This is a genomic window from Allobosea sp. ASV33 (genome assembly GCF_016428755.1).
In the GTDB taxonomy this organism is placed as follows: Bacteria; Pseudomonadota; Alphaproteobacteria; order Rhizobiales; family Beijerinckiaceae; genus Allobosea.
Genome location: NZ_JAELTI010000142.1, coordinates 1 through 9,678, shown reverse-complemented (window position 1 = coordinate 9,678; position 9,678 = coordinate 1). Strand labels below are relative to the sequence as shown.

9 protein-coding genes are annotated in these 9,678 nt (G+C 66.4%); 2 read left to right on the top strand and 7 right to left on the bottom strand.

Annotated elements, in window-relative coordinates; genetic code table 11:
• Positions 1–4 precede the first annotated feature (4 nt).
• The 7 genes from JHD80_RS25520 to JHD80_RS25490 form a co-directional block, all read right to left on the bottom strand.
• Positions 5–292 (bottom strand): hypothetical protein, encoded by a 288-nt coding sequence (locus tag JHD80_RS25520; RefSeq protein ID WP_199093134.1) that lies wholly within the window; start codon positions 290–292, stop codon positions 5–7.
• A gap of 5 nt (positions 293–297) precedes the next feature.
• Positions 298–1,308 (bottom strand): WD40 repeat domain-containing protein, encoded by a 1,011-nt coding sequence (locus tag JHD80_RS25515; RefSeq protein WP_199093132.1) that lies wholly within the window; start codon positions 1,306–1,308, stop codon positions 298–300.
• 14 nt (positions 1,309–1,322) lie between these two features.
• Entirely contained in the window at positions 1,323–2,285 is a 963-nt protein-coding gene (locus JHD80_RS25510) for a CobW family GTP-binding protein (protein ID WP_199093130.1), read from the bottom strand.
• A gap of 44 nt (positions 2,286–2,329) precedes the next feature.
• Positions 2,330–3,283: a metal ABC transporter substrate-binding protein gene (locus tag JHD80_RS25505; RefSeq protein WP_199093128.1), complete on the bottom strand. Its 954-nt coding sequence runs from the start codon at positions 3,281–3,283 to the stop codon at positions 2,330–2,332.
• A gap of 34 nt (positions 3,284–3,317) precedes the next feature.
• Positions 3,318–4,148, bottom strand: a complete 831-nt coding sequence (locus tag JHD80_RS25500; protein WP_199093139.1) for a metal ABC transporter permease — start codon at positions 4,146–4,148, stop codon at positions 3,318–3,320.
• Positions 4,149–4,349: 201 nt separating this feature from the next.
• Complete coding sequence (gene aztA, locus JHD80_RS25495) at positions 4,350–5,084, bottom strand: zinc ABC transporter ATP-binding protein AztA (protein WP_199093125.1); 735 nt, start codon at positions 5,082–5,084, stop codon at positions 4,350–4,352.
• 222 nt (positions 5,085–5,306) lie between these two features.
• On the bottom strand, positions 5,307–6,941 hold the full coding sequence (locus JHD80_RS25490; protein WP_199093137.1) for an OpgD/OpgG family glucan biosynthesis protein: 1,635 nt from the start codon (positions 6,939–6,941) through the stop codon (positions 5,307–5,309).
• Between the two features lie 224 nt (positions 6,942–7,165).
• Between JHD80_RS25490 and JHD80_RS25485 the strand changes: the two genes are divergently transcribed.
• Positions 7,166–8,134 carry a TAXI family TRAP transporter solute-binding subunit gene (locus JHD80_RS25485; RefSeq protein WP_199093122.1) on the top strand — a complete coding sequence of 323 codons (969 nt, stop codon included), beginning with the start codon at positions 7,166–7,168 and terminating at the stop codon, positions 8,132–8,134.
• A gap of 175 nt (positions 8,135–8,309) precedes the next feature.
• A partial coding sequence (locus tag JHD80_RS25480) for a TRAP transporter permease (protein WP_199093120.1) occupies positions 8,310–9,678 on the top strand: 1,369 nt, incomplete at its 3' end.

Sequence of the window (9,678 nt, the reverse complement as noted above, 5' to 3'; positions counted from 1 at the left end):
AGCCCTAGGACCGCAGGGCTTCCCCCAGCGCTTCCGCCGTCACCTCGGCCATCGCCATCTGCAGCTTGTAGGCGCGGGTCTTCTCGCCGGGCTTCATCACCAGGATCACGGTCTCGCTGCCCGGGCAGGCGGGATCGGCGCAGATGATCTCGTTGACGGCGATCGCAGCCGTCTCGGACAGGCCGAGAAGCTCCCTGACCTGAACCTTCATGCGTTCGGACAGCGCCTTGGCTTCGGCCTTCGCATCGCCGCCCTTGCGGGTCTCGGGCTTGCCGAAGAGGCCGAAGCGCATCGCGCTCAGCTCGGCAGGACGAGCACGCCGGCCGCGCCGTCCTCGGCGCCGAAGGCGAGCCGCTTCCCGGCCTTGTCCCAGGCGAAGGCGCTGATGCCGCTGCCGCGCAGGGCCGGCCGCACCAGCAGTTCGGAGCCGTCGGTCAATCGCACCATCAGGATGCAGCCGTCATCGTAGCCGATAGCCAGCACCAGCGCGCCCGGATGGAAGGCGACCCGCGTGACGCGGGCATGGCGCACGCCGCATTCGCGCGGCGCCTTGCCTTGGGGCCCATCGCCCTGGAACGGCCAGACGATCGCGCCGTCCGCGCCGCTGGAGGCCAGCCAGAGCCCGTCATGCGACCAGGACAGCGAGCGGGGCTTTGCCGGGTAGCCGGTCATCCGCATATGGCCGGGCTTGTCGCCGAGCTTCCAGCCATGCAGCGCGTTCTCCTGCATCGAGGAGACGACGAAGCGCCCGTCAGGCGACCAGGCCACGTCGAGATGCGAGCCCTTCCAGTCCAGGAATTCCGGCTTGGCCTCGGTGTTCGGATACCACAGCGAAACGCCGTTCATCTGGGCGATGGCGAGGCGATAGCCCTTCGGCGCGAAGACGAGGCCCTGCGGCGTGCTCGCCGCGTCCAGCGTGCGGACACGGCCCTTCTCGTCGCGAGCGTGGACGGTCTTGCCGGTGTTCCAGGCGAGATTGCCCGAGGCCGACAGCGTGATCGCGTCGATCCAGCGGCGCTTCGGATCTTTCGCGATCTCGGCCGGTTCGCCGTCGAAGCCCGTCGCGACGACGCGCCCGTCATCGCCGCCGGTGATCAGGCGCTCGCCGTCGCCGGTGGCGCAGAGGATGCCGCCGGCATGAGCCTCGACGCTGTCGACAAGGGCGCCGTCGCGCCAGCGCAGCACGCGCCCGTCGGCGAGCGCGAGCACGAGCCCCTGCTTCAGCCAGTGGACCGCGACGACATGCGTCTCGGCAGTGATCGAGGTAACATGCTCGCGCAGCGAGACGGGTGGGGTCATCGTCGTCATGACGCGGCTTTAACTCAGGCCGCGCAGGCTTCAAACCCCTTGCGCAGCTCATTCTCGTTGAGATCGCGCCCGATGAAGACGAGGCGGCTCTCGCGGGTCTCGCCATCCTTCCAGTCGCGCTGCAGGTCGCCGTCCAGGATCATGTGCACGCCCTGGAAGACGAAGCGGCGCGGCTCGTTCTTGAAGGCCAGGATGCCCTTGGAGCGCAGGATGTTCGGCCCCTGGATCTGCGTGAGGTCGTTGATCCACGGCATGAACTTCTCGGGATCGACTTCGCCGGGAATCGTCAGCGAGATCGAGCGCACATCCTCGGCATGGTGATGGTGATGCCCGGCTTCGAGGAAATCCGGCTCGATATCGAGGATGCGGTCGAGATCGAAGGCATTGCGGTCGAGCAGCGCGGCAATATCGACATTGGCCCGCTCGGCCTTGTGCAGCTTGGCATAGGGGTTGATGGCGCGGATCGCCGCCTCGACATCGGCGAGCTCTTCCGCCGTGACGAGATCGGTCTTGTTGAGTACGATGACATCGGCGAAGGCGATCTGGTTCTTCGCCTCCGGCGCATCCCTGAGCCGGTCCTTCAGCCACTTGGCATCGGTCACGGTCACGACCGCGTCGAGGCGGGTGGCGTCGCCGACATCCTGATCGACGAAGAAGGTCTGCGCGACCGGCGCGGGATCGGCGAGACCGGTGGTCTCGACGATGATCGCGTCGAACTTGCCCTTGCGCTTCATCAAGCCGTCGAGGATGCGGATCAGGTCGCCGCGCACGGTGCAGCAGATGCAGCCGTTGTTCATCTCGAAGATTTCCTCGTCGGCGCCGACGATGAGGTCGCCATCGATGCCGGCCTCGCCGAACTCGTTGACGATCACGGCGAATTTCTTGCCGTGATCCTCGGTCAGGATGCGGTTGAGGAGCGTGGTCTTGCCGGCGCCCAGATAGCCGGTGAGCACCGTGACGGGGATTTTCTCGGACATGGCTTGACCTGAATGACTGCGACGCGAGGAGGACACCGCCCGGATCAGGCCGGGCCGGCGGTCAGCGCCTTTTCGATTTCGCTTATATTGTGCTTCATCATCCGGATGTAAGTCCCCGCCGGGCCGGTTGCGACCGAGAGCGCGTCCGAATAGAGCCGGCCGCCGACCTTGGCGCCGCTCTCCCGCGCAATCTGCTCGACAAGGCGGGGATTCGTGACGTTCTCGAGGAAGACGGCCGGAATCTTCTGCGCCTTCACCTGCCGGATGATGCGGGCGACATCCCTGGCGGAAGCCTCGGCCTCGGTCGAGACGCCCTGCGGCGCGACGAAGGCGATGCCATAGGCCTTCACGAAATAGCCGAAGGCGTCATGGGTGGTGATCGCCTTGCGCCGCTCGGCCGGAATGCGCGCGATGGCGGCCTTCACCTCGCCTTCGAGCCTGTCGAGTTCGGCGAGATAGGCCGTCGCATTGGCCTCGTAGCTCGCCTTGCCGGCGGGATCGGCCGCACTCAGCGCGTCCCGGGTATTGGCGACATACACCTTCGCATTGGCGATGCTCTGCCAGGCATGCGGATCGTCATGGCCATGGGCATGCGCGTGACCGCCCTTGTCCTTGTCGTCATGGTCGTCATCGGCTTCGAGCGGCGTGATGCCCTTCGTCGCCTCGGCCAGCGTCGCCTTCGTGCCGGAGGATTTGACGAGACGCGGCAGCCAGCCCTCGAAATGCAGGCCGTTGACGAGGACGAGCTTGGCTGCGGCCATCGCCTTCGCGTCGCCCGGCGTCGGCGAATAGACATGCGCGTCGCCGTCGGGGCCGACCAGCGTCGTCACGCTGATGCGATCGCCGCCGATCTGCCGGGCGAAATCGCCGAGGATCGAGAAACTTGCCACCACCGGCAGCTTCGCTTGTGCGCTGTCTTGCGCGAAAGCACCGAACGGCGTGGCGGCTGCGGCAAACCCGAAAGCAAGACCGGCGACAAGGGCGCGGCGGTTGGGCATGGGAGACTCCGAGAAATGAAACGATATAACGTTTCTATCTCTGGAGATGGGCGCGGGGCAAGAGGCGCCGCGCAAGTCCGTCCTGCGAACCGAACAGGAGCGACCCCAGATAGATCGCCCCCGCCGCCAGGATGATCGACGGCCCCGCCGGCAGGCTCGACCCCGCCGCGTAGGACGTCACGAGCCCGGCATAGCCGGAAACCATGCCGAAACCGGCCGCGAGCAGCAGCAGGCGCGTGATATCGGCCGTCCAGAAGCGCGCAGCCGCAGCCGGCAGCATCATCATGCCGACGGCGAGCAAGGTCCCCAGCGCATGGAATCCGGCGACGAGATTGAGCACGACCAGCGCGAGGAAGGTCAGGTGCACAAAGCCGCCGGAGCGGCTGACCGAGCGCAGGAAGCCGGGATCGACGCATTCCAGCACCAGCGGCCGATAGAGCGCCGCCAGCGACAGCAGAGACACGGTCGCGACACCGGCGAGCAGGATCAGCACCTGATCGTCGAGCGCCAGCACATTGCCGAAGAGCACATGGAGCAGGTCGATGGCCGAGCCCCTGAGCGAGACGATGGTGACACCGAGCGCGAGCGAAATCAGATAGAAGGCGGCAAGCGAGGCGTCCTCCTTGAGCACGGTCGCCCGCGCCACCGCACCGGCCGCCAGCGCCACCGCGAAACCGGCAGCGAGCCCGCCGATCGTCATCGCCGGCAGAGAGAAGCCGGCGACGAGATAGCCCAGCGCCGCGCCGGGCAGGATCGCATGCGCCATGGCATCGCCGGTCAGGCTCATCCGCCGGAGCATCAGGAAGACGCCGATCGGCGCTCCCGAGACGGAGAGCGCCGCCACGCCGACAAGGGCACGGCGCATGAAGTCGAATTCGGCGAAGGGGCCGATGAGGAGATCGTAGAGCAACGCTGGCAACCAATTTTCGTCATTCCGGACAAGCGGCGAAGCCGCGCCGATCCGGAACCCATCGGAGAGCGCAGCGCCCTAAGATGGATTCCGGGTCTCCGCTTCGCTGCGCCCGGAATGACGGCGCAGATTGCGGACGATCGATGAAGCCAAACGCTACGCCGCGTCGCGCTGGCAGGGAGCGGCGTGGCTGTCGAAAGACTCGACCATGCGCCGCGCCTTCAAGAGGTTTTCCGGCGTCAGCACCGTCGCGGTCTCGCCCCAGGCCACAGCCTCACGCGCCAGCAGCAATGTCTGCGGGAAGACCTGCCGGACCGTCTCGATATCGTGCAGCACGGCGACGACGGTGCGGCTCTCGCCATGCCAGCGCCTGACGAGTTCGAGCAGATCGGCGGTCGTGCGCGCATCGATCGCGGTGAAGGGCTCGTCGAGCAGGATCACGTCGGCATCCTGCAGCAAGAGCCGCGCGAACAGCGCCCGCTGCATCTGCCCGCCGGAGAGCGTGCCGATCGGCCGGCGCTCGAAGCCGGTCAGGCCCACCGCCGCGATGGCATGCTCGATCTTGTGAGCAGCGCCCGCACCGATCTGGCCGAAGATGCCGGCCCGGTTCCACAGCCCCATCGCGACGAGATCGTAGACATGGATCGGGAAGGAGCGGTCGAGATCCGCCGATTGCGGGAGATAGGCGAGCCGCTTGCCCTTCGCGAGCGCGACGCCGCCTGAGAGCGGTGCCAGCGCCCCGGCAATGCCCTTGAGCAAGGTCGACTTGCCGGCGCCGTTCGGCCCGACGATGGCCGTCAGGCTCCCGGTTGCGATCTCGCCGGAGAGGTGATGCACCGCCGGATGGCGATCATAGCCCAGCGTCAGATCGGTCAGGCGGATGGCAGACATAACGCTACTCGATCACAGGATCACGGCCAGCGTCGCCAGCCAGAGCAGGGCAACGATGGCAGCGGCCAATCCCACGCGCGTCCCCGCCGACAGACGCAGCAGCGACCACCCCGGAGCTTCCGAGGCAGCGCGATGCGTGTGAGGAGCGTGCGCGTGGACCATGAGAAACGATATAATGTTACGTCCACGCCGGAGCAAGCGCGATTCCGCGCCTGTCCCCGCTCAGAACGGCAGATACTGATAGAGCCAGGTTTCGGTCAGCACGGTATCGCCCGTCTTGAGATAGCAGCGCATCTCCACCGGATCGCTGCCGGCGACCGAGAGATCGAACTGGGCGCGCCAATGGCCGGGCACGTCGTCCGGCATGGCCTCGGCGAAGACATAGGAGAAGCTGCCGCGCGAGGTCGAGAGCACGACCTCCGGCTTGACGCCGAAGGGCACCGCCTCCAGCGCAGGCCCCAAAAACTCGACCATGAACTTGCGCACGCCCCGCGGCCGCGCCGTTCCCGGCTGGCCGCCATTGCCGAGCCGCGTCGCGACGACCCGGCCGAGCTGGGTCGGGAAGGGCTCGTCGGCGAGCCAGTGCAGCGTGTAGCGGAAATCATAAGCATTGCCCGCCCGGGCCGGCGCCTCCGGCACCCACATCGCGACGATGTTGTCGTGGATCTCGTCATCGGTCGGGATTTCGACGAGCTGGACGGAGCCTCGGCCCCATTGGCCGGTGGTCTCGACCCAGAGGCTCGGGCGGCGCTCGTAATGCACGCCGTCGAGATAATGCCCGGTCTCGCGGTCGCGCTGCATCAGGCCGAAACCGCGAGGATCATTGTCGACGAAGGCGGAGGCCATGGTCCGTGGAGGATTGTTGAGGGGGCGCCAGGCGCGCTCGCCCGACCCGGTCCAGAGGGCGAGCCCGTCGGAATCATGCACTTCCGGGCGCCAGTCGATGGCCATCGGCTTCGCTGTCTCTGAATACCAGAACATCGAGGTCAGCGGCGCGATGCCGAGCCGGGAGACATCCTTGCGCAGATGAAGCGCGGTCTCGATCTCCATGGTGACGCCCTTGCCGCGATGCATGCGGAAGCGATAGGCGCCGGCAAGGCTTGGCCCCGATAGCAGCGCATAGACCACGACATATTCCGCCCCCGCCTGCGGCGTTTCCAGCCAGATATGGGTGAAGTCGGGGAATTCCTCGGTCTTGCCGGAGACGGCCGGATCGATCGCGACGCCGCGCGCCGACAGCCCGTACTGGTAGAGCTCGCCGATGGCACGGAAATAGGAGGCGCCGAGGAAGGCGACCCAGTCGTTCGTCTTCCAGTCCAGCGCCTCGCCATTGCGGCCGGGATGGCCGCTGCGGCTTTCCTGCAGGCGGAAACCGGCGAAGCCCGCGCCCGCCGGAAGCTCGCGGGCGGGCGAATTGGCCGGCATCTCGAAATAGCTGGCGTCGTAGACGATCTCGCGGGCCCTGCCATCCTCGACCACATGCATGCGCACCGGCTTCTGGAAGAAGCGGCCGAGATGGAAGAAGGTCACCGGCCAGGGCGAAGGACCGTTCGCCCAAAGCGCCGATTCCGGCTTGAACCGGATCTTGCCGTGGGCGTCGTAGTCGATCCGCTGCATCACCTCGGGCCGCGGGCTCGGCGGCGCCTCATAGGGCTTGCCGGCCATCTCCTTCGCGCGCGCTTTCAGGGCTTCGAAGCTGAAATCCCCGCTGTCCCCGAGCTTCAGCCCCTGCTGCGCCAGCGCCTCCGGCGCGAAGCCGAGCGCTGCCAGCGTCGCTGTCGCGCCCGCACCTGCAAGAAGAGTCCGTCGGTCGAGGCGAAGCCCCTGGCTGCTACCCTGCTCGGCGCGGTCGTGCATGTCGTCCCTGGTCACTCGTTGTTCGAAAGGCACGGCCGGCCCGCCCATGGCGAGGTTGCCGTGCGAACCCGCAGATAGGCAGCCAATCATGGCGAAACCAGCCCGCCTCTTCGGCTAAAGGCGAACTCCTACCTATTGTCGGGCGCTTTCCCTTTCCGGTTCAGCATGCTCTAGAATTGCGACAACTGGCCGCATGAGCCGGATCACGCAATCGAGGAGACGTCATGAAATCGTTGTTTCGGGCCCGGCATCTTGCCGGCCTTGCTGCTGCTGTCGCGCTCGCGGCCCTTCCGGTGAAGGCCAGCGCCCAGGACTTCATCAACATCCTGACCGGCGGCACCTCCGGCGTCTACTACCCGATGGGCGTCGCGCTCTCGAAGATCTACGGCGAGAAGATCCCGAACGTCCGGCCGACCGTGCAGGCAACCAAGGCCTCGGTCGAGAATCTCGTCCTTCTCCAGCAGGGCCGCGGCGAGATCGCCTTCACGCTCGGCGATTCGCTCGACGCCGCCTGGAAGGGCGACGAGGAGGCCGGCTTCAAGTCCCCGCTGAAGAAGCTGCGCGGCGTCACCGCGATCTATCCGAACTATGTCCAGATCGTCGCCTCCAAGGAGAGCGGCATCAAGACGCTGGCCGATCTCAAGGGCAAGCGGCTCTCGGTCGGCGCGCCGAAATCCGGCACCGAGCTCAATGCCCGCGCGATCCTCGCCGCCGCCGGTATCACCTACAAGGATCTCGGCAAGATCGAGTACCTGCCCTTCGCCGAATCGGTCGAGCTGATGAAGAACCGCCAGCTCGACGCCACCTTGCAATCCGCCGGCCTCGGCGTCGCCTCGCTGCGCGATCTCGCGACCTCCGTCGAGATCAATGTCGTCGAGGTGCCCAAGGCCGTGATCGACAAGGCCGGCCCGCCCTTCATCAGCGCCCCGATCCCGGCCAATACCTATACCGGCCAGACCAGCGACGTGAACACGGCCGCTGTGGTCAACTACCTCGTCACCCATGAGGGCGTGAAGGAAGAGGTGGTCTACCAGATGACCAAGGCCATCTTCGACAATCTCGGCGATCTCGCCGCCTCGCATGCGGCGGGCAAGGAGATCAAGCTGGAGAAGGCGCTCGACGGCATGCCGATCCCACTGCATCCCGGCGCCGCGCGCTACCTGAAGGAAAAGGGCCTGAAGACCGGCTCGTAACGCTTGAATGACGCGTGTCATCCCGTGCGCGCTGCAGCGTGCAACGCTGCTGCGCAGACACGGGACCGCGCGACGAGAAGCGCCTCTTTCTGAAAACGATCCCGCATCTGCGCCGCAGCACCGACATGCCGCGGCGCATGCGGGATGACACCATGACACCGGCAGGACTTCGACCATGGCCACCGCCGAGACCGACCAGCTTGAAGCCCTTTCCGGCGCCACCCCGGTTCCGATCGAGCATCCCGATCTCGACAATTTCGAGCATGGCTTCCCACCCGGCTTCGGCCCCGGCGGCTGGGGGTTCTTCGCTTATGGCCTGGCGATCGCTTTTGCGGCCTTCCAGATCGCGATCTCCGCCTGGAACTTCCTGCCGAGTCAGGCGGCGCGCGGCGTCCATGTCGGCTTCCTGCTGCTGCTCTCGTTTGGTCTCGTCGCCAATTTCCGGGCGAAGGATACGCCCGGTCGCGTGTTCGGCTGGGCGCTCGGCGTCCTCGGCTTCGGCCTCGGCCTCTACCAATGGATCTTCTATGCCGACCTGATCCTGCGCGACGGCGACCCCTCGACGCTCGATCTCGTCGTCGGCACGCTGCTGATCGTGCTGATCTTCGAGGCCGCACGCCGGTTGATGGGCAACGCCCTGCCGATCATGTGCGGCATCTGCCTGCTCTACTGGTTCTTCGGCCAGTACCTGCCGGCGCCGTTCAACCATCGCGGCTACGGCTTCGACCAGATCATCGGCCATCTCTCCTTCGGCACCGAGGGCTTCTACGGCACGCCGATCTACGTCTCGGCGACCTATATCTTCCTGTTCATCGTCTTCGGTTCCTTCCTCGAGAAGGCCGGGATGATCCATCTCTTCAACGACGTCTCGCTCGGCCTCTTCGGAGGATCGCGCGGCGGTCCCGCCAAGGTCGCCGTGGTCTCGTCGGGCATGATGGGGATGATCTCAGGCTCCGGCGTCGCCAATGTCGTGACCGTCGGCCAGTTCACCATTCCGCTGATGATCAAGTTCGGCTATCGGCGCGCCTTCGCCGCCGGCGTCGAGGCGACAGCCTCGATGGGCGGCCAGATCATGCCGCCGGTGATGGGGGCCGTCGCCTTCATCATGGCCGAGACGCTGGGCGTGCCCTATGCCGAGATCGTCAAGGCAGCCGCGATCCCCGCCGTGCTCTATTTCGCCTCGGCCTTCTGGATGGTGCATCTGGAAGCCGGCAAATATGGCCTCAAGGGCATCGAGCGCGCCATGCTGCCGAGCCCGCTGAAGGCCTTGCGCGAGCGCTGGTATCTCGCCCTGCCGCTCGCCGTACTCGTCTTCATGCTGTTCCATGGCTTCACGCCGCTCTTCGCCGGCACGATCGGCTTGGCGCTGACCGTCGGCCTGCTGCTGGGCGCAGGCGTCGCAGCGGGCCTCGGCACGCAGACGCTACGCGTGATCTTCTGGGTCGGGCTCGGGCTGATCGCCACCGCTCTCTTCCGCGAAGGCATGGATATCCGCATCGTCGCCGGCCTGATCGCGGTCCTGATCCTCGCGAATGCCTTCACGC

Excerpts from the sequence above, each read along its gene's own strand:
- aztA (WP_199093125.1), bottom strand. The coding sequence starts at position 5,084 with ATGTCTGCCATCCGCCTGACCGATCTGACGCTGGGCTATGATCGCCAT.
- JHD80_RS25500 (WP_199093139.1), bottom strand. The coding sequence starts at position 4,148 with ATGCGCCGTGCCCTTGTCGGCGTGGCGGCGCTCTCCGTCTCGGGAGCG.
- JHD80_RS25490 (WP_199093137.1), bottom strand. The coding sequence starts at position 6,941 with ATGCACGACCGCGCCGAGCAGGGTAGCAGCCAGGGGCTTCGCCTCGAC.
- JHD80_RS25520 (WP_199093134.1), bottom strand. The coding sequence starts at position 292 with ATGCGCTTCGGCCTCTTCGGCAAGCCCGAGACCCGCAAGGGCGGCGAT.
- JHD80_RS25505 (WP_199093128.1), bottom strand. The coding sequence starts at position 3,283 with ATGCCCAACCGCCGCGCCCTTGTCGCCGGTCTTGCTTTCGGGTTTGCC.
- JHD80_RS25510 (WP_199093130.1), bottom strand. The coding sequence starts at position 2,285 with ATGTCCGAGAAAATCCCCGTCACGGTGCTCACCGGCTATCTGGGCGCC.
- JHD80_RS25485 (WP_199093122.1), top strand. The coding sequence starts at position 7,166 with ATGAAATCGTTGTTTCGGGCCCGGCATCTTGCCGGCCTTGCTGCTGCT.
- JHD80_RS25515 (WP_199093132.1), bottom strand. The coding sequence starts at position 1,308 with ATGACGACGATGACCCCACCCGTCTCGCTGCGCGAGCATGTTACCTCG.